Raw genomic sequence first — 25,242 nt, 5'->3', positions numbered from 1 at the left:
CCCGTGGGTGTGGAGTTCCTCAAGGGGCACGGCACGGAGAACGACTTCGTCGTGCTCCCGGACGTCGACAACGAGCTGGACCTGACCGAGGGGCGCGTGCGGGCGCTGTGCGACCGCCAGCGGGGCCTCGGCGCGGACGGCGTGCTGCGCGTGGTGCGGCTGGACCTGGGTCCGTGGTTCATGGACTACCGCAACGCGGACGGGTCGATCGCCGAGATGTGCGGCAACGGGGTGCGGGTGTTCGCCCGGTACCTGGTGTCGGCCGGGCTCGCGCCTGAAGGCGAGTTCGAGATCGCGACGCGCGCGGGCAAGCGCGCGGTGACCGCCCACCCGGACGGCTCGGTGACCGTGGGCATGGGCCCGGTGCGGCTGACCGGGGAGTCGACGGCGGTGCTGGGCGGCGTGGAGTTCGCCGGGGTCGGCGTGGACGTGGGCAACCCGCACCTGGCGTGCGTGACCGACGTGCCGGTGGCCGGGCTGGACCTGCGGGACGCCCCCTCCCACGACGCCGCGCTGTTCCCCGCCGGGGTGAACGTGGAGTTCGTGAACGTGCTGGCCGACGGCGGGATGAACGGCGCGGGCGAGCTGCGGATGCGGGTGCACGAGCGGGGCGTCGGCGAGACGCGCTCGTGCGGCACCGGGACCGTGGCGGCGGTGGCGTCCTGGCTGCGCGGCACGGGCCGCGCGACGGGGGCGGCGGACGTGCTGGTCCCCGGTGGCCGGGTGCGCGTGACGGTGGACGAGGGCGGCAGCACGCTGACCGGTCCGGCCGTGCTGCTGGCGCGCGGTGAGCTCGACCGGTCCTGGTGGGACGCCCTGTAGCCGGGGCCCGACCGGCTCAGGGCCGCTCTGCTCAGGACGGGGACCTCTCGGGTTCGGCGGTCTGCGCCTCGGCGAGGTCGCGCTGGCCGCGCAGCGGGGAGAAGAAGACCCACAGCCCGGCCAGCGCCTGCCCGCCGAACCCGATCCACAGCGTCGGCACGATCCCGATCCAGCCGCCGAGCGCGCCGCCGAGCAGCCCGCCCAGCGGGATGACGCCCCAGACCACGAACCGGATCGAGGCGTTCATCCGGCCGAGCAGCCGGTCGGGGCAGCGCGCCTGCCGGTAGCTGAGCTGGGCGATGTTGTAGACCAGCCCGCCGTACGCGACGGCCAGCTCGCCGACGACGAACAGCCCGAGCCGCCAGTCCGGCGCGGCGAGCGGGATGAGCAGCCCGAGCGGGTTGGTGACCAGCAGGATTAGCCAGATCGTGCGGATCTGGCCGAACCGCGCGGTCCACCAGCCCGCCGTGACCGCGCCGAGCAGGCCGCCCGCGCCCGCGACGCTGAGCAGCAGTCCCGCGGCGCCCTCGGACAGGTCGAGGTGGCGGGTCAGGAACAGCACCTGGAGCGCGAGGCCCGCGCTGCCGAAGAAGTTCGCGGTGGCCGTGCACAGCGCGATCGCGCGCAGCGACCGGTCCCCGAAGACGAACCGCAGGCCCTCGCCGATCTCTTTCGCCAGCCCGGTCCGCGCGGCCCGGTCGGGCTCGGGCTCGGCGGTGCGGATGCGCAGCAGCGCCCACGCCGAGACCAGGTAGCCGACGCCGGTGGCGAGCACGCCGTTGGCCGCGCCGAACGCCTGCGCGGCGAAGCCCGCGAGCGACGGGCCGGACACGTGGGCGACGGACTGGCTGGTCTGGAGCTTGGTGTTGCCCTCAACCAGCTGGTCCCGGCCCACCAGGGCGGGCAGGTAGGACTGGTAGGCGACGTCGAACATGACGGTGGCCACGCCGACCAGCAGCGACACCACGACCAGCTGCGCGAGCGTGAGCACCCCGGCCCACCAGGCGACCGGGACGGACAGCAGCAGCGCGGCCCTGACCAGGTCGGCGGTGAGCATCACGGGTCTGCGCCGCAGCCGGTCCACCCAGACCCCGGCGGGCAGGCCGATGACCAGGAACGCGGCGGTGGTGGCGGCGGAGAGCACGCCCATCTCGAACGGGGTGGCGGCGAGGGCTCCTGCGGCGAGCAGCGGGATGACGGTGTACCCGATCGAGGAGCCGAACTGGCTGATGGTGTCGCCGACCCAGAGGCGGCGGAAGTCGCGGTGGGACCAGAGGGACATGCCCGGAAGTGTGACGTCAGTGATTGGAAAGTGTCAATCACTTCTGCGGCGCCGCCATCCGGACGCCGGACCCGATCACCGCCGCACCGCCCGCCTATCCTGTTCGACGTGGGAGAACGGGTCGCGACGCAGGAGGAGGCCGCCGCGCTGGCCTCGGCGGTGCGGCTGCGCATCATCCGGATGACGCACCACCGCGCGCTCACCAACAAGGAACTGGCGCGGCAGCTCGGCAAGGACCCCGCCACGGTGCTGCACCACGTGCGCAAGCTCGTGGCCACCGGCTTCCTGGAGGCCCAGCCGCCGCGCGCGGGCAACCGGGGCGCGAAGGAGATCCCCTACCTGTCGACCGGCCTGTCCTGGCGGCTGAGCTGGAGCGAGGAGCACCCGTCGGTCGGCGAGGCGCTGCTGGAGGCGTTCCTCGGCGAGGTCGCCGACGCGGGCGTCGACCGGGTGGAGCAGACCCGTCTGGTGGCCAGGGCGGATCAGCAGGAACTGATGGGGAGGTTCCGGGCGTTGTTGGATGAGCTGGCCGACCGGCCCGCCGACCCGGACGCCGAGCACGTCGCCATCTACCTGGCCGTGTACCCCGCGGATTAACCGCTTCGGCCGAGGGCCGGGACGTGGGACCATGAAGGGCATATGAGGGATAACAACCACGACGACGACCGGTTCGATCACGACGACGAGCTGTCCACCGGCGACCTCGCGCTCGCCGAGCGGGCCGCGCTGCGCCGCGTCGCCGGTCTGTCCACCGAGCTGGAGGACGTCACCGAGGTCGAGTACCGGCAGCTCCGGTTGGAGCGGGTCGTGCTCGTCGGGGTGTGGACCGAGGGCACGGCCGCGGACTCCGAGGCCTCGCTGGCCGAGCTGGCGCTGCTCGCCGAGACGGCGGGCTCGCAGGTGCTCGAAGGGCTCGTGCAGCGGCGCGACCGCCCGGACTCGGCGACCTACATCGGCTCCGGCAAGGTCGAGCAGCTGCGCGACGTGGTCATCGCGACCGGCGCGGACACGGTGATCTGCGACGGCGAGCTGTCCCCCGGCCAGCTGCGGCAGCTGGAGGAGCGGCTCAAGGTCAAGGTCATCGACCGGACCGCGCTGATCCTGGACATCTTCGCCCAGCACGCCTCCTCCCGCGAGGGCAAGGCCCAGGTCGAGCTGGCCCAGCTCCAGTACCTGCTCCCCCGCCTGCGCGGCTGGGGCGAGTCGCTGTCCCGGCAGGCCGGTGGTCGGGCGGGCGGCGGCAACGGCGGCGTGGGTCTGCGCGGCCCCGGTGAGACGAAGCTGGAGACCGACCGGCGGCGCATCCGCGCGCGGATCGCGAAGCTGCGGCGCGAGATCGCGTCCATGGGCGTGATCCGGGAGACCAAGCGCAGCGGGCGCGTGGCGGGCGCGGTGCCCAGCGTCGCGATCGCCGGCTACACCAACGCGGGCAAGTCCAGCCTGCTCAACGCGCTGACCAGCGCGGGCGTACTGGTCCAGGACGCGCTGTTCGCGACCCTGGACACGACCACCCGGCGCACCAGCACCCCGGACGGGCTGCCGTACACGCTGACCGACACCGTGGGCTTCGTGCGGCACCTGCCGCACCAGCTGGTCGAGGCGTTCCGGTCCACGCTGGAGGAGGTCGCGGACGCCGACCTGCTGATCCACGTGGTCGACGGCTCGGACGCGATGCCGGAGAAGCAGGTCGCCGCGGTGCGGGAGGTGATCGGCGAGATCGTGGAGAAGCGCGAGGAGCCGATGCCGCCGGAGCTGCTGGTGGTGAACAAGATCGACGCGGTGGACGAGCTGGTGCAGGCCCGGTTGCGGAACCTGTTCCCCGGCTCGCAGCTGGTGTCCGCGCACAGCGGCGAGGGGATCGAGGAGCTGCGGCGGGTCGTCGCCGGGCTCATCCCCCGGCCCGAGGTCGTGGTGGACGCCCTGGTGCCGTACACGCGCGGCGAGCTGGTCGCGCGGGTGCACCGCGAGGGCGAGGTGCTCAAGGAGCGGCACACCGAGGAGGGCACCGAGCTGAGCGCCAAGGTGCACCCCGACCTGGCCGGGGCGCTGGAGCGGTACGCGGTGGGGAGCCGCAGCTGAGGCTGCGGTCGGCGCGCGCGGCCGGGGTCCTCCCGGCCGTCGCCGCCCTTCTCCTGGTGACGGCCGGGCCGGTCCCGGCCGCGCCCGCCGTCGCCGACGTGTGCCGGGTGACCGATCCCCGGTTGGCCGAGCTGTCCGGGCTCGCGTCGGACGGCAGGCGCTGGTACGCGCTGAACGACGATGACGACGGGGTGCTCCGGGTCCAGGTGCTGGGCCGGGACTGCTCGGTCGTCGGCACGATCTCCGGGACCACCGACCCGTACGACGCCGAGGACCTGGCGCCGGCCCCGGACGGGACGCTGTGGGTCTCCGACACCGGGGACAACGCCCGCTCCCGGAGCACGGTGGCGCTGCACGCGCTGTCGAAGGACGGGACCACCCGCCTCTACCGGTTGACCTACCCGGACGGCCCGCACGACGCCGAGGCGCTGCTGCTGGACGCGGCCGGGGTGCCGCACGTGGTCACCAAGGAGGTGCTCGGGCAGGCGCTGGTGTACCGGCCGGTCGGGGCGCTGAGCGAGACCGCGCCCACGCCGCTGGAGCAGGTCGCGGCGCTGTCCCTGCCCAGCACGGAGACCACCGGCGGGCCTCGGGAGAGCAGGCTGGTCACCCGGCTGGTGACCGGTGGCGCGATGTCCCGCGACGGCTCGGTGGCCGCGCTGCGGACGTACACCGAGGCCTACCTGTACCCGGTGGTCGACGGGGACCTGGTGGCCGCGCTGGGGCGCGAGCCGGTCCGGGTGCCGCTGCCGGACGAGGCGCAGGGCGAGGCGATCGCGTTCGAGCCGGACGGGGCGCTGCTGTCGGCGTCCGAGTTCGGGGACGGCGGGGCGTTCTCGGTGGTGCGGTCGGTCGCGGGGGCGGTGGACGCGGTCGAGGCGGCGGCTCCGGCCACCACGTCCGGCGCCGCGCCGAGCGGGGGCGGGACGTCGGCCGAGCGCGGCGCGGAGGCCGCGCGGCCCGCAGCGGAGCCCTCGGGGGCCGGGAACGGGCCCGAGTGGCTCGGCCGGGTGCGGGTGGCGCTGGTCGGGATCGGCGTGGTGGCGGTGTTCGGCCTGGCCCTGTGGGCGCGGGCGCGGTGGGGGCGGGCACGCGGGCGACGGGTGCGCGGGCAGCGCTGAGCCCGCAGGCCCGGTCCGGCGGCGTCGGGTCCGCCAGGAGCCGGTTCGGCAGGAGCCAGTCCGGAAGGGCCCGGTCGTAGCCGGGCCGGTCAGCCAGACTGGTCAGCCGACCCGTCAGCCGGGTCAGCCCGCCCGGCTCCAGAGCCCTAGAGCCCTCTAGAGCCTGCGCAGGACCGCGACGACCTTGCCGAGGATGGTCGCCTCGTCGCCGAAGATCGGCTGGTAGGCCGGGTTCTGCGGCAGCAGCCACACGTGCCCGTCGTCCTTGCGCTTGAACGTCTTGACGGTCGCCTCGCCCTCGATCATCGCGGCGACGACCTCGCCGTTGTCGGCGGTGGGCTGCTGGCGGACCACGACCCAGTCGCCGTCCGTGATCGCGGCGTCGACCATCGAGTCGCCGACGACCTTGAGCAGGAACACCTCGCCCTCGCCGACGATCTCGCGCGGCAGCGGGAAGACGTCCTCGATGGACTGCTCGGCCAGGATCGGCCCGCCCGCCGCGATCCGGCCCAGCATGGGCACGTACGCGGGCGTCGGCTTGGCCGCCGGGTCGAGGCCCGTGACGATCTCCGCGGGCAGCACGCCGACCGCGCGCGGGCGGTTCGGGTCGCGGCGCAGGAAGCCCTTGCGCTCCAGCGCGCGCAGCTGGTGCGCGACCGAGGACGTGGACGTCAGGCCCACCGCCTCGCCGATCTCGCGCACGCTGGGCGGGTAGCCGAAGCGGTCGACCCAGTCCCGGATCACGTCGAGCACCTTGCGCTGGCGCAGGGTCAGGCCCGCGTTGCCAGCGACGTCGGCTGGCGCCGTCTGAGCGGCCTGCGCCGCCGAGGCGGCGTGCGGGGCGTCGTCGGTCTTCCGGGCCACGGTGATTCCTCCTGACCGGACCAGTTTTGGCAGGCCGGCTGTCGGTCGATCTTCAAGTGTCGAAGGTAGTCGCAACCCCTGTCCAGATCAAACACCTGTTCGAGTAAATCACGGCGTGTCGTAGCTATTCCGAGGCTCCCGGTGGTACACATTCGCACGGGCGTTCGATCGAACGATTGTTCGATCATGCTCCGGTGACCTGCGGTGGAGGAGGCGGCGTGGCGGTGGTCTTGGGCACTTCTAGGGGTTTCGCGCTGGTGGAGGACACCCGCGCCGAGGAGGTCCCGCTGGGGGCGGGAACGGGGACCGGCGCGGTGCCGGGACCGCGCGTGCTGCGACGGTTCGAGAGCTCCGACGGACTGGCCCGGCGACGCCCGGTGAGCGCCCGCAGCGCGCCGCTGCCCGCGCCCGAGGCCACTCCCGCGCCCAGCCGGGCCCGGTCGCCGCTGCGGGCGTTCGGCGGGGCGCTCCTGGCCGCGCTGGCCGCCGCTGCCGTGAGCCTGGCCTACCTGCACGCGTCCGGCATCTCGGGCGTGCCCGACCGCACGACCACCGCGCACGTGCAGGTCGGGGAGACGCTGCGGGACGTGGCCGAGCGGTCCGCGCCGGGGAGCGACCCGGAGGCCGTGGCCGAGCGGATCTCGGAGCTGAACGGGCTGGGCGGCCCGGACGCCGTCGTCCGGCCGGGACAGGCGCTGGTCGTGCCGGACGGGCTGCCCGCGCCCTGAGCGCGCGCCGGGGGTGAGCACGCCCTTCCCCGGAACCGCGAACGCCGCGCGGCCACCCCCAGTGGTGACCATCACCCGCAATTTCCCCCACCAGGCTGAACGCGCCCGACCCGCTCGCACGACCGCCCTCCCCGCTCCGGAGAGTGACCCGCGCACCTCTCCCCGGTCACCCCTGAGCGGGATAGCGATCACTGCCCGTTCAACCATGATCAGCGGTGCGCTACCAACCCCCCGCAGGCCCCCTGCGGAACGGACCCCCCGGATTGCGCCGGCTTCCGAGTCGGGCATAGGTTGACCCCCACATCTAGTGGTTGCACCGCCGAAGTCGGCCCACCGATGGGGGTTTCCCCGTCACCTGGGTTGACGCGATGAGTGCTGCGCCGACAAGGGGGAGCAAGGCGTGCGGTGTCCGTTCTGCCGGAACTCGGAATCCCGCGTGGTCGACTCCCGCGAGGTCGACGAGGGCCAGGTGATCCGCCGACGCCGCTCGTGCACCACGTGCGGGCGCCGCTTCACCACCGTCGAGGAGGCCGTCCTCGCCGTCGTGAAGCGCTCCGGCGTGACCGAGCCGTTCAGCCGGGACAAGGTCGTCAACGGCGTCCGGCGCGCGTGCCAGGGCAGGCCGGTGGACGACGACGCGTTCCAGCACCTCGCGCACCGCGTGGAGGAGAGCATCCGCTCCACCGGAGTCGCCGAGATCCCGAGCCACGAGGTGGGACTGGCCATCCTGGGCCCGCTGCGCGACCTCGACGAGGTCGCCTACCTGCGCTTCGCCAGCGTGTACCGGTCGTTCTCGTCCGTCGAGGACTTCGAGAAGGAGATCGCGGACCTGCGCGGAGCGGCGCGGGACGACTAGGGCTTCGGCCACACCAGGTTTCCGCGGCCGGCGCGAACGGGAAAGGGCCCCCGGACGTGGTCGCGGCATGAGCTTCAAAGACAAAGATCGCCGATAAACAAGCAGATTCGAGGGACCGGCAGATGACGGAAACCGTTGGTGGCTCGCGCAAGAAGACGGCCAACCGCAACGGTGCAGGGGGGAAGCAGGCCGGGCTCGTGGTGGAGCGCGTCCACACCACCGCCGGGACGCACCCCTACGACGAGGTGACCTGGGAGCAGCGCGACGTCGTCATGACGAACTGGCGCGACGGCTCGATCAACTTCGAGCAGCGCGGCGTCGAGTTCCCGTCGTCCTGGTCGGTCAACGCGACGAACATCGTGACCAGCAAGTACTTCCGGGGCGCGGTCGGCAGCGCGGTGCGCGAGAGCAGCCTGCGCCAGCTGATCGACCGCGTGGTGAAGTCGTACGTGGACGCGGGCGTCAAGCACGCCTACTTCGCCACCGAGACCGACGCCGAGGTCTTCGAGCACGAGCTGACCTGGATGCTGCTGCACCAGGTGTTCAGCTTCAACTCCCCGGTGTGGTTCAACGTCGGCACCGCGTCGCCGCAGCAGGTCAGCGCCTGCTTCATCCTGTCGGTCGACGACACGATGGAGTCGATCCTGAACTGGTACCGCGAGGAGGGCCTGATCTTCAAGGGCGGCTCCGGCGCGGGCCTGAACCTCTCGCGCATCCGCTCGTCCAAGGAGCTGCTGTCCTCGGGCGGCACCGCGTCCGGCCCGGTGTCGTTCATGCGCGGCGCGGACGCGTCGGCGGGGACGATCAAGTCCGGTGGCGCGACCCGCCGCGCGGCCAAGATGGTCGTGCTGGACGTGGACCACCCGGACGTGGAGGAGTTCATCCAGACGAAGGCGCGCGAGGAGGACAAGATCCGCGCGCTGCGGGACGCCGGGTTCGACATGGACCTTGGCGGCTCGGACATCGTCTCCGTGCAGTACCAGAACGCCAACAACTCGGTGCGCGTCTCGGACGAGTTCATGCGCGCGTTCGAGGAGGGCAAGGACTTCGGGCTGCGCTCGCGCGGCACCGGCGAGGTCATCGAGACCGTCGACGCCAAGTCGCTGTTCCGCAAGCTGGCGCAGGCGGCGTGGGAGTGCGCCGACCCCGGCATCCAGTACGACGGCACCATCAACGACTGGCACACCACGCCGGAGTCGGGCCGGATCACCGCGTCCAACCCGTGCTCGGAGTACATGCACCTGGACAACTCCAGCTGCAACCTGGCGTCGCTGAACCTGATGAAGTTCCTGGGTGACGACGGCTCGTTCAACGCCGACCTGTTCGCCCGCTCGGTCGAGCTGATCATCACCGCGATGGACATCTCGATCTGCTTCGCGGACTTCCCGACCCCCGCCATCGGCGAGACCACGCGGGCGTTCCGCCAGCTGGGCATCGGCTACGCGAACCTGGGCGCGCTGCTCATGGCCACCGGCCACGCGTACGACTCCGAGGGCGGCCGGGCGCTGGCCGCGGCCATCACCTCGCTGATGCAGGCCGTGTCCTACCGCCGGTCCGCCGAGCTCGCGGGCGTCGTCGGCCCGTACGACGGCTACGCGCGCAACGCCGAGTCGCACAAGCGGATCATCCGCAAGCACGCGTCGGCGAACGACGAGATCCGCACGCTGCACGCCAACGACGCCAACGCGCGCTCGCTCGCGACGGCCGAGTGGCAGAGGTGCCAGGAGATCGGCGCGCTCAACGGCTGGCGCAACGCGCAGGCCAGCGTGCTCGCCCCCACCGGCACCATCGGCCTGATGATGGACTGCGACACCACCGGCATCGAGCCGGACCTGGCGCTGGTCAAGTTCAAGAAGCTGGTCGGCGGCGGGTCGATGCAGATCGTGAACCAGACGGTGCCGCGCGCCCTGGCGGCGCTGGGCTACCCGACCGAGCAGGTCGAGGCCATCGTCGAGCACATCGGCGAGCACGGCCACGTCGTGGACGCGCCCAGCCTGAAGCTGGAGCACTACGAGGTGTTCGACTGCGCGATGGGCGAGCGCTCCATCACGCCGATGGGCCACGTCCGGATGATGGCGGCCGTCCAGCCGTTCCTGTCCGGCGCGATCTCGAAGACGGTCAACATGCCGGAGACGGCGACCGTCGAGGAGGTCGAGGAGGTCTACTACCAGGGCTGGAAGATGGGCCTGAAGGCGCTGGCCATCTACCGCGACAACTGCAAGGTCGGCCAGCCGCTGTCGGCGGGCAAGGGCGCGAAGGCGTCGGCGACCGCGGAGAAGACGACGGAGACGGTCGTCGAGTACCGCCCGGTGCGCAAGCGCCTGCCGAAGAAGCGCCCGTCGCAGACGGTGTCGTTCACCGTCGGTGGCGCCGAGGGCTACCTGCACGCCGGTTCCTACCCGGACGACGGCCTCGGCGAGATCTTCGTCAAGCTGGGCAAGCAGGGCTCGACCCTGGCGGGCGTCATGGACGCCTTCTCGATGTCGATCTCGGTGGGCCTGCAGTACGGCATCCCGCTGGAGTTCTACGTCTCGAAGTTCCAGAACCAGCGCTTCGAGCCCGCGGGCATGACGGACGACCCGGACGTGCGCATCGCGACGAGCGTCCTGGACTACCTGTTCCGCAGGCTCGCCCTGGACCACCTGCCGCACGACAAGCGCGCCCAGCTCGGCATCTTCACCGCCGAGGAGCGCACCGCGCAGGTGAGCGCGGACTACGGCACGCCGAGCGCGGACGTGGACCTGGAGGCCCTGCGCACGACGGTCGACGCGACCCCGACCAGGGAGCCGGAGTCGAAGCCCGCGACGACCACCGAGCCGCCCGCGCGGGTGGGCAGCTCCACGGAGCTGCTGGAGCTGCGCCTGGGCACGGTCGCGGACGCGCCGCTGTGCATGACCTGCGGCACGAAGATGCGGCCTGCGGGGTCCTGCTACCTGTGCGAGGGCTGCGGGTCGACCTCGGGTTGCAGCTGATCGCTTGAAGCCCCTGCGGGGGTGAGCCGGTGAACGGGGTGAGCGTCGCTCTCAGGAGTGATGCCCACCCCGTTCTCGTTCCCGCTGTCGTCCGCACGGCCTCTCGACCGACCGCCTGGCGGGAGAGCCCCGAGCTCATCGGACGGGCGGCGCTTGACCCTGCCGCTGGCGGCAAGGTCGCAGGCTGCCACGCATGAGAGTCGTGATCACGGGCGCGGGCACCGGTATCGGTCGGGCCACCGCGCTGCGGTTCGCGCGCGAGGGCGCGCACGTCCTGGCCGTCGGCCGCCGCCTCGAACCGCTCGCCGCGCTGGGGCGCGGCATCGAGCCGCTGGCCGCCGACGTCACCACCGACGTCGACGCGATCGCCCGCGCCGCAGGCCCCGTCGACGTGCTGGTCAACAACGCCGCCACCGCGCTCGGCCAACCCCTCGGCCGCATCACCGCCGAGGCCGCGCACGCCCAGGTCGCGGTGAACCTGCTGGCCCCACTCCTGCTCACCCAGGCCGTTGACCTGCGAAAAGGTGGCACGGTCATCAACGTCAGCACCTCAACGGGCGGACGCGGTTGGCCAGGGCGGAGCGTGTACGCGGCGACGAAGGCCGGCCTGGAGAGCCTCACCCGCAGCCTCGCGCTGGAGCTGGCCCCGCGCCACGTCCGCGTCAACGCCGTCGCCCCCGGCGCCATCGCCACCCCGATCGCCGACCACCTCCCACCCGACGAGCTCGCCGCCCTGCGCGCCTGGCAGGTCGCGCGCACCCCGCTGGGCCGGATCGGCACGCCGGAGGAGGTCGCCGAGGTCATCGCGCACCTGGCCGCAGCGCCGTTCACCACCGGGGTCGTGCTGCCCGTGGACGGCGGCGCGGCCGTGGGGGCGTAGCACAATGCCGGGGTGCTGATCGGAGAGCTGGCGACCGCCACCGGGACCACCCCGCGCGCGCTGCGGCACTACGAGCAGGCCGGCCTTCTGGCGCCGACCCGCGCCACCAACGGCTACCGGACCTACCCGGACGCGGCGGTGACGCGGGTCAGGAACATCCGCTGCCTGCTGGAGGTCGGCCTGACCCTCGACGACGTGCGCGAGTTCGCGCCGTGCCTGGACGGCGACGTGCGCACCGCGCCGCCGTCCGAGCGCGGCCTGCGCGTGGCCCACGACCGCCTGGCCGCCCTGGACCGCCGCATCGCCACCCACACCGACAGCCGCACCCGCCTGGCCGCCGCGCTGGAGCGGGCATGAGCGGCGCGAGCGTCCTGCCCGGCCTGGACGCGGTGGACTGGGCCGGTTGGACGACGCTGCGGCGCTGGCGGCGGCCCGGCGCGTCCCGAACCGGTACCCGCACCGCGATCCCGGCGGACTGGCCAGAGGCCGCACCTCCCCGGCGATAGCGGCGTCCGTGGTGCTCGCGGACGGAGAAACCCGATGAGCACGGAAAAACAGCCCTAGCATCACCCCCACCATGCCCCTCCCCGAAGCCCTGACCTCACTCGAAGGCCTCTCCGTCGGCGACGCCTTCGGCGCCCAGTTCTTCGTCCCCGGAACCTCCCCTGCGACCCTCACCCCCGGTCCGCCCCCATGGCCGTGGACCGACGACACCCAGATGGCCTGCCTGGTCACCGCCGAGCTGCGCGACCGGGGCGAGATCGTCCAGGAGCACCTGGCCGCCGCGTTCGCCGAGCACTGCGACCCGTACCGGGGCTACGGCCCCGGCGCGATCACGATCCTGCGCCTGCTCCGCGACGGCGTCCCCTGGCGCGAGGCCGCGACCAGCGCGTTCGGCGGCGGTTCGCTCGGCAACGGGGCCGCGATGCGCGTCGCCCCGCTCGGCGCGTTCTTCGCCGACGACCCGGCCGCCGTGGTCGAGCAGGCGACCCGCTCCGCCGAGGTCACCCACGCGCACCCCGAGGGGATCGACGGCGCGGTGGCCGTCGCGCTCGCCGCCGCGCGCCCGGACGCGGTGTTCGAGGCGGTGCTGGACGGGCTGCGGCCCGGTGCGATCCGGGACGCCGTCGCGCTCGCCGAGACCCTCCTGGGCCGCTCGCCGGAGGAAGCCGTCCACCACCTCGGCAACGGCTCCCGCCCGACCGCGCTCACCAGCGTCCCGCTGGTCCTGTGGATCGCCGCCACCCACGCGCACGACTACCGCGCCGCGATCGGCGCGTGCGTGCGCGCGGGCGGTGACGTGGACACCACCGCGGCGATGGTGGGCGGCATCGTCCGCGCGCCGATCCCGCCGGAGTGGCTGGAGGCGCGCGAACCGCTGCCTCAGGACCTGCGGAACAGCTTGTTGCCCAACCACACCAGCGGGTCGTAGCGCCGGTCCGCCAGCCGCTCCTTCAGCGGGATCAGCGCGTTGTCGGTGATGGCGATGTGCTCCGGGCACACCTCGGTGCAGCACTTGGTGATGTTGCACAGCCCGAGGCCGTGCTCGGAGCGCGCCGCCTCGACCCGGTCGGCGGTGTCGAGCGGGTGCATCTCCAGCTCGGCGACCCGCATCAGGAACCTCGGCCCGGAGAACGCCTCCTTGTTCTCCTCGTGGTCGCGCACCACGTGGCAGGTGTCCTGGCACAGGAAGCACTCGATGCACTTGCGGAACTCCTGCGAGCGCTCCACGTCCACCTGCGCCATCCGGTACTCACCCGGCTCCAGGTCGTCGGGCGGCCGGAACGCGGGCACCTCGCGCGCCTTGGCGTAGTTGAACGACACGTCCGTGACCAGGTCCCTGATCACCGGGAACGCCCGCATCGGCGTCACCGTGACGGTCTCGTCCTCGGCGAACACCGACATGCGGGTCATGCACAGCAGCCTCGGCCTGCCGTTGACCTCGGCCGAGCACGAGCCGCACTTGCCCGCCTTGCAGTTCCACCGCACGGCGAGGTCGGCGGCCTGGGTGGCCTGCAACCGGTGGATGATGTCGAGCACGACCTCGCCCTCGTTGACCTCGACGGTGAAGTCCTCCATCGCGCCGCCGGAGGCGTCACCGCGCCACACCCGGAAGTGCCCCTGGTAGCCCACGTCAGCCCTCCAGCTCCTCGGCGGTCAGGTACTTCTCCAGCTCGGCGCGCTCGAACAGCGCCAGCAGGTCGGCCCGGATCGGCTCCTGGGCCAGCTCGGCCACGGCCACGCCGTCGCCGGAGGCGGTGCACAGCAGCACCTTGCGCCGCCAGTCGGCGTCCATGCGCGGGTGGTCGTCGCGGGTGTGGCCGCCCCGGCTCTCGGTGCGCAGCAGCGCGGCGCGGGCCACGCACTCGCTGACCAGCAGCATGTTCCGCAGGTCCAGCGCGAGGTGCCAGCCGGGGTTGAACTGCCGGTGCCCCTCGACGGTGAGCGAGGCGGCGCGGCGCTTGAGCCCGTCCAGCCGCTCCAGCGCGCTCTCCATCTCCCCGGCCCGGCGGATGATGCCGACCAGGTCGTTCATGGCCTGCTGGAGCTCGACGTGCAGCGCGTACGGGTTCTCCCCGCCGTCGCCCGCGAACGGGGCGAGCGCGACCTCCCGCGCCCGCGCGATCGCCTCGTCGCCGCACGCGGGCCGCGCGGTGAGCCCGGCCGCGTAGTCGGCGGCGCCCTGACCGGCGCGCTTGCCGAACACCAGCAGGTCCGACAGCGAGTTGCCGCCGAGCCGGTTGGAGCCGTGCATCCCGCCGGACACCTCGCCCGCCGCGTACAGGCCGGGCACCGACGACGCGCCGGTGTCCGGGTCGACCAGCACGCCGCCCATCACGTAGTGGCAGGTCGGGCCGACCTCCATGGGCTGGGCGGTGATGTCGACGTCGGCCAGCTCCTTGAACTGGTGGTGCATCGACGGCAGCCGCCGCCGGATCTCCTCGGCGGGCAGCCGGGTCGACACGTCCAGGAACACCCCGCCGTGCTCGGTGCCCCGACCGGCCTTGACCTCGGAGTTGATCGCGCGCGCCACCTCGTCGCGGGGCAGCAGCTCGGGCGGGCGGCGGTTGTGGTCCGGGTCGGTGTACCAGCGGTCGCCCTCGGCCTCGTCCTCGGCGTACTTGTCCTTGAACACGTCCGGCACGTAGTCGAACATGAATCGCTTGCCCTCGGAGTTGCGCAGCACGCCGCCGTCGCCGCGCACCGACTCGGTGACCAGGATGCCCTTGACGCTGGGCGGCCAGACCATGCCGGTGGGGTGGAACTGGACGAACTCCATGTTGACCAGCTCGGCGCCCGCGCGCAGGGCCAGCGCGTGCCCGTCGCCGGTGTACTCCCACGAGTTCGAGGTGACCTTGAACGACTTGCCGATGCCGCCGGTCGCCAGCACCACGGCGGGCGCCTCGAACAGGGTGAACCGGCCGCTCTCGCGCCAGTAGCCGAACGCGCCCGCGACCCGCCCGCCGTCCAGCGGCAGGTCGGTGACGGTGAACTCCTGGAACACCTTCAGCCGCGACTCGTGGTCGCCGGTCTCGGCGAAGTCCTCCTGCTGGAGCGAGACGACCTTCTGCTGGAGGCTGCGGATCAGCTCCAGGCCGGTGCGGTCGCCGACGTGCGCGAGGCGGGGGTACTCGTGGCCGCCGAAGTTGCGCTGGCTGATCCGGCCGTCCTTCGTGCGGTCGAACAGCGCGCCGTAGGTCTCCAGCTCCCACACCCGCTGCGGCGCCTCCTGCGCGTGCAGCTCGGCCATGCGCCAGTTGTTGAGGAACTTGCCGCCGCGCATGGTGTCGCGGAAGTGCACCTGCCAGTTGTCGTTCGGGTTGGCGTTGCCCATGGCCGCGGCGATGCCGCCCTCGGCCATGACGGTGTGCGCCTTGCCGAACAGGGACTTGCACAGCACGGCGGTGCGGGCGCCGCGCTGCCTCGCCTCGATCGCGGCGCGCAGCCCCGCTCCCCCAGCGCCGATCACGAGCACGTCGAAGGTGTGCCTCTCCAGCTCGGGCAACGCCCGCTCCTCTCCCTGCCTTCGCCCACCGGCCGAGCCGGAGGTCAGCCGATGAACCTGAGGTCGCTGATGACGCCGGACGAGACCAGCGCGATGTAGAGGTCGGTCAGGCAGACGAAGACCAGCGACACCCAGGCCAGGAGCATGTGCCTGGCGTTGAGCTTGGAGACCAGCGTCCACATCCGGTAGCGCACGGGGTGCCGGGAGAAGTGCTTGAGCCTGCCGCCCGCGATGTGCCTGCACGAGTGGCAGGACAGGGTGTACGCGCCCAGCAGGGTCACGTTGACCAGCAGGATGATGTTGCCCAGGCCCAGGCCCGTGGTGAGCGCGGCGAGCGCGTCGTAGGTGTTGACCACCAGCAGGACGGACGCGGCGAGGAAGAAGTACCGGTGCAGGTTCTGCGCGATCAGCGGGAACCGGGTCTCACCGGTGTAGCGGGCGTGCGGCTCGGCGACGGCGCACGCGGGCGGGGACAGCCAGGCGGCCCGGTAGTAGGCCTTGCGGTAGTAGTAGCAGGTGACCCGGAAGCCCAGCAGGAACGGCAGGATCACCACGGGCGGGGTCAGGAAGCCGGGCAGCTCCGGCAGGGGCCTGCCGAAGTGCGCGGCCTCGGGCAAGCACTCCTGGCTCAGGCACGGCGAGTACATGGGCGTCAGGTAGTGGTAGTCGTCGACCCAGTAGTGGTCGCCCATGAAGGTGCGCACCGCCGCGTAGGCGGAGATCAGCAGCAGGGCCGCCGCCGTCGCCAGCGGGGGTAACCACCAGCGGTCCGTGCGGAGCGTGCGCTGTTCGATCCGCGCCCTCATCCCCTCACCCCTCCACGTCGTTGTGGTGCTCGGCGGTGGTGCTCGGCTGTTCGGTTGTGCGCTGTGCTGGTGGTGCGCTGTGCGGGTGGTGCGCTTGCTGGTGGTGCCCCGCGCGGTGGTGCACTGCGCGGTGGTGCCCCGCGCGGTGGCGTCACGCATGCCCCGTGCGGTGGTGCGCCCGGTGCGACGTCCGGCGGCGGCTCGCCCGCTGTCACCGCTCCGGGTGGTGCTGTCCGCGGTGGCCGCTCCCGGTCCGGGTGAAGCCGTTTTCAGCCACCTGACGACCTTGCTTCCGTGCCCGGTTCCTGTCGTTTCCCCATCCGGGTGATGCCCGGATCGGGCGTCCCATATGGCGCTTCCGGGGGTTTCCACCACGACCGGGCGACCTTCGTCCACAGGGTGGGACGATCACCGCCCCGAACCGCCCGCGCGCCCCGCCCGGACACCCGCCGCTCTCCTCCGGGAACGCGAACGGCCCCCGCGCCGAGGGTGCGGGGGCCGCCGGTCGTGCGGGGTCAGCGGCGCTGCCGGTAGCCGCCGAGCCCCTCGTCGTCCGCGTCGTGCCAGAGCGAGGAGTCGTAGGGCGTGTCGGGCACGACCACCACCTCCCGCTCCACGTCGGGGGCCTGTCGCGGCCGGGGCGCGACGGGCGCCTCGGACAGGTCGGCGGCGTCGATGTCGAGCCGCTCCACGTCGTTGGCCAGGCGTCGCACGGCGGGCACGTCGCCGTGGCGGGCGCGCACCGCGACGACGGCCTGGCGGAGCCTGCCGACCGCGCGGCGCAGTTCGGCGATCTCGGAGGACGTCATGTCGGGGACCTCCCTGGGCGTGTTCCGGCGTCCGACTCTGCACGCTCCGCGCCACTGTGACAAGGGCCACACACCCGTGTGGGTCCGTCCGGATTCTGAATCGTTTTTGTGATCAAGCCCTCCCGTCACCTAGTGTGTGCGCTGTCACGTCCTTCCGTGCGACGCCAGCGCTGTCGTCCACCGGGGCCACCACAGCCCGTGATCACCCACCGGAGACGCAGAGCAATGAGCGACCTGCACCCCGTCGTCGCAGAAGTGACGGCCCGCATTGCCGCCCGGAGCGCAGCAAGCCGGTCCGCCTATCTCGAACGAGTGAACGCCGCCGCGCTCGAAGGGCGGCCTGCACGCGGGGACCTCGCGTGCAGCAACCTGGCCCACGGGTTCGCGGGCATCACCGGGGGCGACAAGCAGGCGTTGCGCGCCGTGCGCAAGCCCAACGTCGCCATCGTGTCGGCCTACAACGACATGCTGTCGGCGCACCAGCCGATGGACGAGTACCCCTCCTGGATCAAGGAGGCGGCGCGCGGGGCGGGCGGGATCGCCCAGTTCGCGGGCGGCGTGCCCGCGATGTGCGACGGCGTCACGCAAGGCCGCGCGGGCATGGAGCTGTCGCTGTACAGCCGCGACGTCATCGCCATGTCCACGGCCATCGCGCTCTCGCACGACATGTTCGACTCGACGCTGCTGCTCGGCGTGTGCGACAAGATCGTGCCCGGCCTGCTGATCGGCGCGCTCTCGTTCGGCCACCTGCCCGCGATCCTGGTGCCCGCCGGGCCCATGGAGTCGGGGCTGCCGAACAAGGAGAAGGCCCGCGTGCGGCAGCTGTTCGCCGAGGGCAAGGCCACCCGCGAGGACCTGCTCGAAGCCGAGGCCGCCTCGTACCACAGCCCCGGCACCTGCACGTTCTACGGGACGGCGAACTCGAACCAGCTCGTCGTGGAGGTCATGGGCCTGCACCTGCCTGGCGCGACGTTCGTGCCGCCGGGCACGCCGCTGCGCAAGGCGCTGACCGAGGAGGCGGCGCGGCGCGCGGTCGCGCTGAGCCGGGGCGAGGAGTTCACCCCGATCGGACACGTGGTCGACGTGAAGTCCGTGGTCAACGGCGTGATCGCGCTGCTGGCCACCGGCGGGTCGACCAACCACACCATGCACCTGGTGGCGATCGCGTCGGCGGCGGGCGTCGAGCTCGGCTGGGACGACTTCGCCGACCTGTCCTCGGTGGTGCCGCTGCTGGCGCGGGTCTACCCCAACGGCGGCGCGGACATCAACCACTTCCAGGCCGCCGGTGGTGTGCAGTTCCTGGTGGGGACGCTGCTGGACGCGGGTCTGCTGCACGGGGACGTGCGCACGGTCGCGGGCCCCGGCCTCGACCGGTACCGCCGCGAGCCGGTGCTCGTGGACGGCGAGCTGGTGTGGCGCGACGGCCCGACCGAGACCCTGGACGCGGCGGTGCTGCGCCCGGCGACGGACCCGTTCTCGGCGGACGGCGGGCTGCGGATGCTGTCCGGCAACCTGGGCCGCGCGGTGATCAAGGTGTCGGCGGTGGCCGAGGAGCACCGGGTCGTGGAGGCGCCCGCGCGGGTGTTCACCTCGCAGGAGGCGTTCGGGGCCGCGTTCAAGGCCGGTGAGCTGGACCGCGACGTGGTCGTGGTGGTGCGGCAGCAGGGGCCGCAGGCGAACGGGATGCCGGAGCTGCACAAGCTGACGCCCGCGCTGGGCGTGCTGATGGACCGGGGGTTCAAGGTCGCGCTGGTGACCGACGGCCGCATGTCCGGCGCGTCGGGCAAGATCCCGGCCGCGATCCAGGTGACCCCGGAGGCCGCGGTCGGCGGTCCGCTGGCGCGGGTGCGCGACGGCGACGTGCTGCGGGTGGACGCCGGAGCGGCCACTTTGGACGCGTTGGTGGACCCGGTTGAACTGGGCGCACGAGAGCTGGTGGACTTCCCCCCGGACGCGCAGTCCTGGACCGGCACGGGTCGCGAGCTGTTCGCGGCGCTGCGCCGGTCGGTCGGTCCCGCCGACCGGGGAGCCAGCGTGTTCGGCCCGATCGCCGCCTCGCACTTCGCGGGGCTGAGTAACCAGGAGGTGAGCCGGTGACCACCGCAGCACACGCGACGGCCCAGGATCTGCTGGCGCTGTCCCCCGTCGTCCCGGTCGTCGTCGTGGACGACGCCGAGCACGCAGTGCCGCTGGCGCAGGCCCTGCTGCGCGGTGGGATCGGCGTCATCGAGCTGACCCTGCGCACCCCGGCGGCGCTGGAGGCGATCGAACGGGTCGCCGCCGAGGTGCCGGAGATCGTGATCGGCGCGGGCACGGTGACCGCGCCGGAGCACGCGGCGGCGGCGGCGAAGGCGGGCGCGGCCTTCCTGGTGACTCCGGGGAGCACGGACCGGGTGCTGGGCGCGGCGGAGGACACGGGCCTGCCGTTCCTGCCGGGCGCGGCGACCGTCTCCGAGGCCATGCGCCTGGCCGAGCGCGGCCTGACCGCCCTCAAGTTCTTCCCGGCCGAGGCGGCGGGCGGCGCGGACTACCTGAAGTCGATCGGCGGCCCCCTGCCGGGCCTGCGCTTCTGCCCGACGGGCGGCATCACGGTGGACACCGCCCCGCGCTACCTGGCCCTGCCGAACGTCGGCTGCGTCGGCGGCTCGTGGCTGGCCCCGAAGGACGCCCTGCTGTCGGGCGACTACGCCCGCGTCGAGTCCCTGGCCCGAGCGGCGGCGGCCCTGCGCTGACCGACCGACGACGCACGAGCACCACGCACGACCCAGGAGCGGCGGTCCCGAGGGGCCGCCGCTCCGCTCGTTCCACACCCCCGTGGTGATCGCTCCGCCCACCACGCCCACCATGCCCAGCAGCGCCCAGTGACGCTCAACGGCCGCCGTCGATGCCAGTCGACACCTGGCAGCGGCCAGCGTCCCCAGCAGCGCACTCCGCACCCAGCGGATACCCGCCAATGCCCAGCAGCGGCTACCACCTCCAGCACCACCGCGTTCAGCAACTCCCCAGTTCTGACCAGCGACCATTCAGGTCCAGCGACGGCCAGCAACAGTTGGCGGCGGCCAGCGACGGCCAGCGGCGGCCAACGGCGGTTAGCGACGGCCAGCGGCGGCCAGCGGTGGTTAGCGACGGCCAGCGGCGGCCAGCGGTGGTTGGCGGCGGTCAGCGACAACCACAGGCTGCTCATCACTCCCGCTCGTCCCCCGCAGGGGTCCTGAAGGGGTCCCGAAGGTGTCCCGTTCACCGGTTTCCCGGACTCTCCGCAGGGGTCCCGCCCCAAAGTCCCGGCCGTCACCCCTATGGCGGTAGGTTGAACGGGCATTCGGAGGAGAGGGGAGCATGGACACTCGTCGCACCACGGTGGTCGCCGAACCAACCTGGCAGGTCAGCCTGATCTGGGTCGGCTTCCCGGTAGTGGGCGCGGTCGCGCTCTGGCTGCTCAAGCTGGCCGCGAAGTGGATCCTCTCCCTGCCCTTCGTCCCGTTCGACGGCCCGCTCCGCCTGCTGAACGTCGTCCCCGAACCGTGGGGAACGATCGGCGTGATCGCGATCGGCGCGGTGCTGGGCCTGGTCGTGTCGTTCATCGCGGCCCACGAACGCCTCTCGGTGGCCGTCCGCGACGACAACGCGGTGTTCTACCGGGGCGGCAAGAGCCGGACCTTCGACCGCACCAAGATCTCCGGCGTCTTCCTGGACGGCAAGGACCTGGTCCTGCTCGGCCTGAACTCGGAGGAGCTGGCCAGGGACAAGTCGGACCTGATCGCGGAGAACATCGCCAACGCCTTCCAGTCCCACGGCTACCCGTGGCTGGAGGACGGCGACCCCCACCGCGCCGACTACCGCCGCTGGATCGAGGGCAACCCGGAACTCCCCCAGGGCGCCGACCAGATCTTCAAGGCCCGAGCCGAGGCCCTCCGCAACCTGGACCAGGAAGACGCGGCCGGACTCCGCGAAGAACTCACCCGCATGGGCCTGGCAGTCCGCGAGGACAAGAAGAAGCGCCAGTTCTGGCGCCACACCACCCCACGCTGACGACCCGGCGCCACCACGGGCGCCCGCTGCGGGCACACTGCTCCGGCTCACGAGCTAGGCCCGCAGTCACTGCCCCGGCCTCACGGACACCCGCACACCGGCTCACCAGCACCCGGCACCCGGCACCCGGCACCCGGCACCCGGCACCCGGCACACCGTCCCAGCACGCCAGGCTGATCAGCTCCTCCTGATCACCCCGCGCACGGCAGGCTCCGGCCCAGCGGGTTCCTCAACCACGGGCCTTCACCGCGCCCCGCCAGAAACCAGACCTGTCCGGAGCACCAGACCTGCCCGGAACCCGCGCAGCCGCACACTCCCGCACCGGTGGTCCCGCCCAGCGCAGACGGCCCCACCCAGGCGGCAGTCACCACCCGCACCGCAGCCCGTTACCCAGCCCGCACCGCAGCCCGTCACCCGACCCGCACGGCAGCCGCTACCCCCGCAGGTGGTCGTCGAGGAGCTCGGTCTCCTCCCCGTAGGCCTTCAACTCCTCCTTCACCACCCCGTACGCCATCCCCTCCGCGTACCCCTTGCGCGCCAACGCCCCCACCAACCGCCGAATCCTGGTGGTGTCGTCCACGTTCGCCAGGGTGCGCAGCTTCTTGCGCACCAGCTCCCGCGCCCGTTCCCGCTCCGCCTCGTCGTCGACAGCGGCCACCGCCTCGGCGGCGACCTCGTCCGGCACGCCCTTCGTGCGCAGCTCGCGCGCCAGCGCCCGCCGTCCGAGCCCCTGGTGCGTGTGCCTCGTCCGCACCCACACCTCGGCGAACGCCGCGTCGTCGATCAGCCCAGCGCGGTCGAACTTGCCCAGGACCGTCTCGGCGATCTCCTCCGGGATGCCCTTGCGCAGCAGGGCATCCCGGAGCTCGACCCTGGTCCGGGCGCGTGCGGTGAGCAGCGCGTAGCAGATGTCCGTCGCCCTGCGCTGCTCCTTCACCGGGTCGACGGGCACCTCGTCGACCGGCTCTCCGTCAGCGGTGAGCTCGGGCTCGCGACCGCGCCGCCCCGAGCCCCTCCCGCCTCGTCCACCCCGCACAGCGATCAGAAGTCGACCGGCGCGGGCGCGGTGTCGTCGGCCTCCAGGGTCGCGCCGATGCCGAGCTTCTCCTTGATGCGCTTCTCGATCTCGTTGGCCACGTCCGGGTTCTCCCGCAGGAACTTCCGGGCGTTTTCCTTGCCCTGGCCGAGCTGGTCGCCCTCGTACGTGTACCAGGCGCCGGACTTGCGCAGGATGCCCTGGTCGACGCCCATGTCGATGAGCGAGCCCTCGCGGCTGATGCCCTGGCCGTAGAGGATGTCGAACTCGGCCTGCTTGAACGGCGGGGCCACCTTGTTCTTCACGACCTTGACCCTGGTCCGGTTGCCGACGGGCTCGCCGCCGTCCTTCAGGGTCTCGATGCGCCGCACGTCGAGCCGCACCGACGCGTAGAACTTCAGCGCCTTGCCACCGGTCGTGGTCTCGGGCGAGCCGAACATGACGCCGATCTTCTCGCGCAGCTGGTTGATGAAGATCGCCGTGGTGCCGGAGGAGTTCAGGGCGCCGGTGATCTTGCGCAGCGCCTGGCTCATCAGGCGGGCCTGGAGGCCGACGTGGTTGTCGCCCATCTCGCCCTCGATCTCGGCGCGGGGCACCAGCGCCGCCACCGAGTCGATGACCAGGATGTCCAGCGCGCCGGAGCGCACCAGCATGTCCGCGATCTCCAGCGCCTGCTCACCGGTGTCCGGCTGGGACACCAGCAGCGCGTCGGTGTCGACGCCCAGCTTGCGCGCGTAGTCGGGGTCGAGCGCGTGCTCGGCGTCGATGAACGCCGCGATGCCGCCGTTGCGCTGGGCGTTGGCGACCGCGTGCAGCGCCACGGTGGTCTTACCGGAGGATTCCGGACCGTAGATCTCGACCACCCGGCCTCGGGGCAGGCCGCCGATGCCGAGCGCCACGTCGAGCGCGATCGCGCCCGTCGGGATCACCTCGATCGGCGCGCGGCCGTCCTCGCCCAGCCGCATGACCGAGCCCTTGCCGAACTGCTTGTCGATCTGGGCCAGGGCGAGTTCGAGTGCCTTGTCCCGGTCGGGTGCCTGGGGTGCCATCTGGAGTCCACCTCGGTTTGTCTTGGGTCGCTCGTCGTTGTCGGGGCCGACGGTACGGGCGGGGTACGACAATTTCCGACGGCGGCCCGGTGACCTGCGGGTTTGGGATCACCCGGTTGTGGTTGGCGAGTGTAGCCGAACAGGTGTTCGACCGCGTCGCCGCCACGCCCGGTGTTCAGCGGCGGTGCTCCGGGACGTCGAACGCGTCGCACACCGCCAGCCAGATCTCCTTCGCGGGCAGCCCCACGTCCAACGCCTGGTCGGGCGTGCGCCCGCCGAGCGCGGACAGCACGTGCTCGCTGGCCAGCACCTCCGACCTGACCTGCCCGAACTCGTCCGCCATCAGCTTCCGGAACACCGTGTTGCGCATCGCTGCCAGGCTAGCGCGCAGGAACGGGGACCCGGACACCGCAGCCGAGGCCCTCGTCACCCTGGCGAGGGCGCCTGGAATCACTGGATCGGGAGGCCGGTAACGGTCGTGGGTCGGCGGCGCGACCCCCGCCCCGAGCGCCGGTGGCGGTTAACCTGGACGGCGTGATCCTCCTCCAGAGCGACCCGACCGGCCTGTCCTCCCCGATCGGCACGATCGCCGTGATCGCGGGCCTGCTGGCGGCGATCGTCGTCGGCGCCCGGCACCTCTGGATGAACCGCAAGCGCTGAACCGGCCCCCTCACCGCACCCGCAGCACCGCCACCACCAGCACCGGGAGCACCACGAACCCGGCCAGCAGCCCCAGCGCGGCGTAGGACCAGGCGGTCACCACCAGCCCGGCCAGCACCCCGCCCAGCGCGCCCGCGCAGTTCATGCACAGGTCGGACAGGCCCTGAGCGGCCGTCCGCCGGGCCCCGGCCACGACCTCGGTGAGCAGCGCGGACCCCGCGATCACCCCGCACGACCAGCCGAGCCCGAGCAGCACCAGCCCGATCCCCAGCCGCACCGGATCGTCCCCCGCCGAACTGCCCACGAGCGCGGCGGCGGCCACCAGCAGCGCCGCCCCGAGCGCCTGCACCGCCCCGCCGCCCCACCGGTCGACCAGCCAGCCCACCAGCGGGCTGAGCCCGTACATGGCCGCGACGTGCAGGCTCACCAGCACCCCGACCAGCGACAACGACCCGCCCGCGTGCCCCACGTGGACCGGCGCCATCGCCATCAGCCCGACCATCACCCCGTGGCTGACCGCGATCCCGACCACCGCCACCCGCCCCGAGGCGGGCAACGACGGCCACACCCGGCCGCGCGGCCCGACGACGACGGGTTCGGCGGCGCTCCCCCGCGCCAGCAGCAGCGGGTCCGGCCGCAGGAACCGCAGCACGACCAGCGCGGCGGCCCCGAACAGCAGCGCCGACACCAGGTAGGCCCCGCTCCCCTCGGGCAGCCCGAGCCCGGCGACGGCCTGACCGGCGGGCGCGGCCAGGTTCGGCCCCGCCACCGCGCCGACCGTCGCCGCCCACACCACCAGCGCCAGCGACCGGGCGCGCTCGTGCGGCGCGGCCAGGTCGGCGCCCGCGTACCGGGCGGCCAGGTTCGCGCTGCCCGCGGCACCGAACAGCACCAACGACGGCAGCAACAACTGCCAGGACCCCAGCACCACGGCCACGGCGGCGAGCAGCGCCCCCACCGCGCCCACGCCGTAGCAGAGCACCAGCACGGGCCGCCGTCCCGCGCGCTGGGCGAGTCGGGCGGCGGGCAGCGCGGACAGCGCGGCTCCCACCACCGCGCAGGTCTGCGCGAACCCGCCCACCGCCTCCACGCCCGAGAGCGACACGGCGACGAGCGCGCTCAGCGCCAACCCGGTGGCGATCCCGGAGGACCCCAGCACCTGGCTGACCGCCAGCACCTTGAGCACCCGCCGCTGGACCGGTTCCGCTGCGATGACCACGCGGTCGATCGTCCGGTCACGCGG

At 72.8% G+C, this 25,242-nt stretch carries 25 protein-coding genes; 15 read left to right on the top strand and 10 right to left on the bottom strand.

The genetic code is table 11. The annotated features are described in order from the left end of the window. Positions 1-3 precede the first annotated feature (3 nt). Positions 4-822, top strand: a complete 819-nt coding sequence (dapF, locus tag LV78_RS05895) for a diaminopimelate epimerase (RefSeq protein ID WP_015800280.1) — start codon at positions 4-6, stop codon at positions 820-822. A gap of 31 nt (positions 823-853) precedes the next feature. Here the strand turns inward: dapF and LV78_RS05890 are convergent, their stop codons facing one another. Next, positions 854-2,104 (bottom strand): MFS transporter, encoded by a 1,251-nt coding sequence (locus LV78_RS05890; protein WP_253843686.1) that lies wholly within the window; start codon positions 2,102-2,104, stop codon positions 854-856. Positions 2,105-2,212: 108 nt separating this feature from the next. Between LV78_RS05890 and LV78_RS05885 the strand changes: the two genes are divergently transcribed. From LV78_RS05885 to LV78_RS05875, 3 genes are read left to right on the top strand one after another with little or no spacing between them, the layout of a single operon-like run. Next, a complete protein-coding gene (locus tag LV78_RS05885) occupies positions 2,213-2,701 on the top strand; it encodes an ArsR/SmtB family transcription factor (protein WP_253843685.1) in 489 nt (162 codons plus the stop codon). 42 nt (positions 2,702-2,743) lie between these two features. Further along, a complete protein-coding gene (gene hflX / locus LV78_RS05880) occupies positions 2,744-4,183 on the top strand; it encodes a GTPase HflX (RefSeq protein WP_253843684.1) in 1,440 nt (479 codons plus the stop codon). A 53-nt stretch (positions 4,184-4,236) separates the two neighbouring features. After that, positions 4,237-5,304: an NHL repeat-containing protein gene (locus LV78_RS05875; protein WP_301306010.1), complete on the top strand. Its 1,068-nt coding sequence runs from the start codon at positions 4,237-4,239 to the stop codon at positions 5,302-5,304. Positions 5,305-5,460: 156 nt separating this feature from the next. Here LV78_RS05875 and lexA read toward each other — a convergent pair whose 3' ends face one another. After that, on the bottom strand, positions 5,461-6,168 hold the full coding sequence (gene lexA / locus LV78_RS05870) for a transcriptional repressor LexA (RefSeq protein WP_253843682.1): 708 nt from the start codon (positions 6,166-6,168) through the stop codon (positions 5,461-5,463). Between the two features lie 218 nt (positions 6,169-6,386). Between lexA and LV78_RS05865 the strand changes: the two genes are divergently transcribed. The 7 genes from LV78_RS05865 (at position 6,387) to LV78_RS05835 (ending at position 13,036) form a co-directional block, all read left to right on the top strand. After that, entirely contained in the window at positions 6,387-6,896 is a 510-nt protein-coding gene (locus LV78_RS05865; protein ID WP_253843681.1) for a LysM peptidoglycan-binding domain-containing protein, read from the top strand. Positions 6,897-7,296: 400 nt separating this feature from the next. Further along, positions 7,297-7,752 carry a transcriptional regulator NrdR gene (gene nrdR, locus LV78_RS05860; protein ID WP_015800273.1) on the top strand — a complete coding sequence of 152 codons (456 nt, stop codon included), beginning with the start codon at positions 7,297-7,299 and terminating at the stop codon, positions 7,750-7,752. Between the two features lie 122 nt (positions 7,753-7,874). Then, the gene (locus LV78_RS05855) at positions 7,875-10,724 is read left to right on the top strand and encodes a vitamin B12-dependent ribonucleotide reductase (protein ID WP_253843680.1); all 2,850 of its coding nucleotides are present in this window, start codon (positions 7,875-7,877) and stop codon (positions 10,722-10,724) included. Between the two features lie 193 nt (positions 10,725-10,917). Next, positions 10,918-11,604 carry an SDR family NAD(P)-dependent oxidoreductase gene (locus tag LV78_RS05850; protein WP_253843679.1) on the top strand — a complete coding sequence of 229 codons (687 nt, stop codon included), beginning with the start codon at positions 10,918-10,920 and terminating at the stop codon, positions 11,602-11,604. 12 nt (positions 11,605-11,616) lie between these two features. Further along, positions 11,617-11,961: a MerR family transcriptional regulator gene (locus tag LV78_RS05845; RefSeq protein ID WP_253843678.1), complete on the top strand. Its 345-nt coding sequence runs from the start codon at positions 11,617-11,619 to the stop codon at positions 11,959-11,961. Next, complete coding sequence (locus LV78_RS05840; protein WP_253843677.1) at positions 11,958-12,110, top strand: hypothetical protein; 153 nt, start codon at positions 11,958-11,960, stop codon at positions 12,108-12,110. The genes LV78_RS05845 and LV78_RS05840 overlap by 4 nt, the downstream gene beginning before the upstream one ends. A gap of 71 nt (positions 12,111-12,181) precedes the next feature. Beyond that, positions 12,182-13,036, top strand: a complete 855-nt coding sequence (locus LV78_RS05835) for an ADP-ribosylglycohydrolase family protein (protein WP_253843676.1) — start codon at positions 12,182-12,184, stop codon at positions 13,034-13,036. On the opposite strand, the gene LV78_RS05830 is transcribed toward LV78_RS05835, so the two are convergent. The 4 genes from LV78_RS05830 to LV78_RS05815 all read right to left on the bottom strand — a co-directional run bounded on the left by LV78_RS05830 (position 12,988) and on the right by LV78_RS05815 (position 17,225). Next, positions 12,988-13,737, bottom strand: coding sequence for a succinate dehydrogenase/fumarate reductase iron-sulfur subunit (locus LV78_RS05830; RefSeq protein ID WP_253843675.1), 750 nt, complete (start codon positions 13,735-13,737; stop codon positions 12,988-12,990). The genes LV78_RS05835 and LV78_RS05830 overlap by 49 nt on opposite strands. A 1-nt stretch (position 13,738) precedes the next feature. Next, positions 13,739-15,610 carry a fumarate reductase/succinate dehydrogenase flavoprotein subunit gene (locus tag LV78_RS05825; RefSeq protein WP_253843674.1) on the bottom strand — a complete coding sequence of 624 codons (1,872 nt, stop codon included), beginning with the start codon at positions 15,608-15,610 and terminating at the stop codon, positions 13,739-13,741. Positions 15,611-15,654: 44 nt separating this feature from the next. Then, positions 15,655-16,416 (bottom strand): succinate dehydrogenase subunit SdhC, encoded by a 762-nt coding sequence (sdhC, locus tag LV78_RS05820; RefSeq protein WP_253843673.1) that lies wholly within the window; start codon positions 16,414-16,416, stop codon positions 15,655-15,657. 515 nt (positions 16,417-16,931) lie between these two features. Continuing rightward, a complete protein-coding gene (locus LV78_RS05815; RefSeq protein ID WP_253843672.1) occupies positions 16,932-17,225 on the bottom strand; it encodes an Rv0250c family protein in 294 nt (97 codons plus the stop codon). Positions 17,226-17,450: 225 nt separating this feature from the next. Here LV78_RS05815 and edd point away from each other — a divergent pair, with 225 nt between their 5' ends. From edd to LV78_RS05800, 3 genes are all read left to right on the top strand, one after another. Beyond that, entirely contained in the window at positions 17,451-19,322 is a 1,872-nt protein-coding gene (gene edd / locus LV78_RS05810; protein ID WP_253843671.1) for a phosphogluconate dehydratase, read from the top strand. Continuing rightward, complete coding sequence (gene eda / locus LV78_RS05805) at positions 19,319-19,957, top strand: bifunctional 4-hydroxy-2-oxoglutarate aldolase/2-dehydro-3-deoxy-phosphogluconate aldolase (RefSeq protein ID WP_253843670.1); 639 nt, start codon at positions 19,319-19,321, stop codon at positions 19,955-19,957. Before edd ends, eda begins: the two co-directional genes overlap by 4 nt. Before the next feature lie 604 nt (positions 19,958-20,561). Next, positions 20,562-21,254, top strand: coding sequence for a YqeB family protein (locus LV78_RS05800; protein ID WP_253843669.1), 693 nt, complete (start codon positions 20,562-20,564; stop codon positions 21,252-21,254). 433 nt (positions 21,255-21,687) lie between these two features. Here the strand turns inward: LV78_RS05800 and LV78_RS05795 are convergent, their stop codons facing one another. From LV78_RS05795 to LV78_RS05785, 3 genes are all read right to left on the bottom strand, one after another. After that, a complete protein-coding gene (locus LV78_RS05795) occupies positions 21,688-22,206 on the bottom strand; it encodes a regulatory protein RecX (RefSeq protein ID WP_253843668.1) in 519 nt (172 codons plus the stop codon). A gap of 89 nt (positions 22,207-22,295) precedes the next feature. Further along, positions 22,296-23,339, bottom strand: coding sequence for a recombinase RecA (gene recA / locus LV78_RS05790; protein WP_096492038.1), 1,044 nt, complete (start codon positions 23,337-23,339; stop codon positions 22,296-22,298). Positions 23,340-23,514: 175 nt separating this feature from the next. After that, the gene (locus LV78_RS05785; RefSeq protein WP_015800260.1) at positions 23,515-23,709 is read right to left on the bottom strand and encodes a DUF3046 domain-containing protein; all 195 of its coding nucleotides are present in this window, start codon (positions 23,707-23,709) and stop codon (positions 23,515-23,517) included. Between the two features lie 164 nt (positions 23,710-23,873). On the opposite strand from LV78_RS05785, the gene LV78_RS40570 reads away from it, so the two are divergent. After that, a complete protein-coding gene (locus LV78_RS40570; RefSeq protein WP_256373867.1) occupies positions 23,874-23,999 on the top strand; it encodes a hypothetical protein in 126 nt (41 codons plus the stop codon). Between the two features lie 10 nt (positions 24,000-24,009). Here LV78_RS40570 and LV78_RS05780 read toward each other — a convergent pair whose 3' ends face one another. Further along, positions 24,010-25,218, bottom strand: coding sequence for an MFS transporter (locus tag LV78_RS05780; protein WP_253843667.1), 1,209 nt, complete (start codon positions 25,216-25,218; stop codon positions 24,010-24,012). Positions 25,219-25,242 lie beyond the last annotated feature (24 nt).

This window comes from Actinosynnema pretiosum, from assembly GCF_024171695.1.
Lineage (GTDB): Bacteria > Actinomycetota > Actinomycetes > Mycobacteriales > Pseudonocardiaceae > Actinosynnema > Actinosynnema pretiosum.
This window is presented reverse-complemented; position numbering and strand designations above follow the sequence as displayed.

Coding starts and splice junctions, on each gene's coding strand:
- LV78_RS05890 (WP_253843686.1), bottom strand. CDS start 2,104: ATGTCCCTCTGGTCCCACCGCGACTTCCGCCGCCTCTGGGTCGGCGAC.
- hflX (WP_253843684.1), top strand. CDS start 2,744: ATGAGGGATAACAACCACGACGACGACCGGTTCGATCACGACGACGAG.
- LV78_RS05855 (WP_253843680.1), top strand. CDS start 7,875: ATGACGGAAACCGTTGGTGGCTCGCGCAAGAAGACGGCCAACCGCAAC.
- LV78_RS05850 (WP_253843679.1), top strand. CDS start 10,918: ATGAGAGTCGTGATCACGGGCGCGGGCACCGGTATCGGTCGGGCCACC.
- LV78_RS05840 (WP_253843677.1), top strand. CDS start 11,958: ATGAGCGGCGCGAGCGTCCTGCCCGGCCTGGACGCGGTGGACTGGGCC.
- LV78_RS05835 (WP_253843676.1), top strand. CDS start 12,182: ATGCCCCTCCCCGAAGCCCTGACCTCACTCGAAGGCCTCTCCGTCGGC.
- sdhC (WP_253843673.1), bottom strand. CDS start 16,416: ATGAGGGCGCGGATCGAACAGCGCACGCTCCGCACGGACCGCTGGTGG.
- LV78_RS05815 (WP_253843672.1), bottom strand. CDS start 17,225: ATGACGTCCTCCGAGATCGCCGAACTGCGCCGCGCGGTCGGCAGGCTC.
- edd (WP_253843671.1), top strand. CDS start 17,451: ATGAGCGACCTGCACCCCGTCGTCGCAGAAGTGACGGCCCGCATTGCC.
- LV78_RS05800 (WP_253843669.1), top strand. CDS start 20,562: ATGGACACTCGTCGCACCACGGTGGTCGCCGAACCAACCTGGCAGGTC.
- recA (WP_096492038.1), bottom strand. CDS start 23,339: ATGGCACCCCAGGCACCCGACCGGGACAAGGCACTCGAACTCGCCCTG.
- LV78_RS05785 (WP_015800260.1), bottom strand. CDS start 23,709: ATGCGCAACACGGTGTTCCGGAAGCTGATGGCGGACGAGTTCGGGCAG.